We start from the raw sequence: 232 nt of genomic DNA, 5'->3' as shown, positions 1-232 counted from the left end.
ATCGCCGGCCTCGACCTGCAGGCGAACCTCGATGCCCGGCAGAACGGCACCCTGGCACTGGTCGCTTCCGGCCTGCGCAGCGGCGAAACCGATCTCGGCCTGTTCAAGGCCAATGCCCGCGGCGACCAACACCGCCAGCAACTGGAACTGGACCTGCAAGGTGCCTTGCTCAAGCTCGGCCTGGCCTTCGACGGGCAGCTGGAGCGCGGCAACTGGCGCGGTCGCCTGGCGC

General features: G+C 69.4%; 1 protein-coding gene. It reads left to right on the top strand.

The genetic code is table 11. From position 1 onward, the window contains the following. A partial coding sequence (locus RRF55_RS28130) for a hypothetical protein (RefSeq protein ID WP_439419318.1) occupies nucleotides 1–232 on the top strand: 232 nt, incomplete at both ends.

This window comes from Klebsiella sp. K47 (assembly GCF_051858335.1).
In the GTDB taxonomy this organism is placed as follows: domain Bacteria; phylum Pseudomonadota; class Gammaproteobacteria; order Enterobacterales; family Enterobacteriaceae; genus Klebsiella; species Klebsiella pneumoniae.
This window is presented reverse-complemented; position numbering and strand designations above follow the sequence as displayed.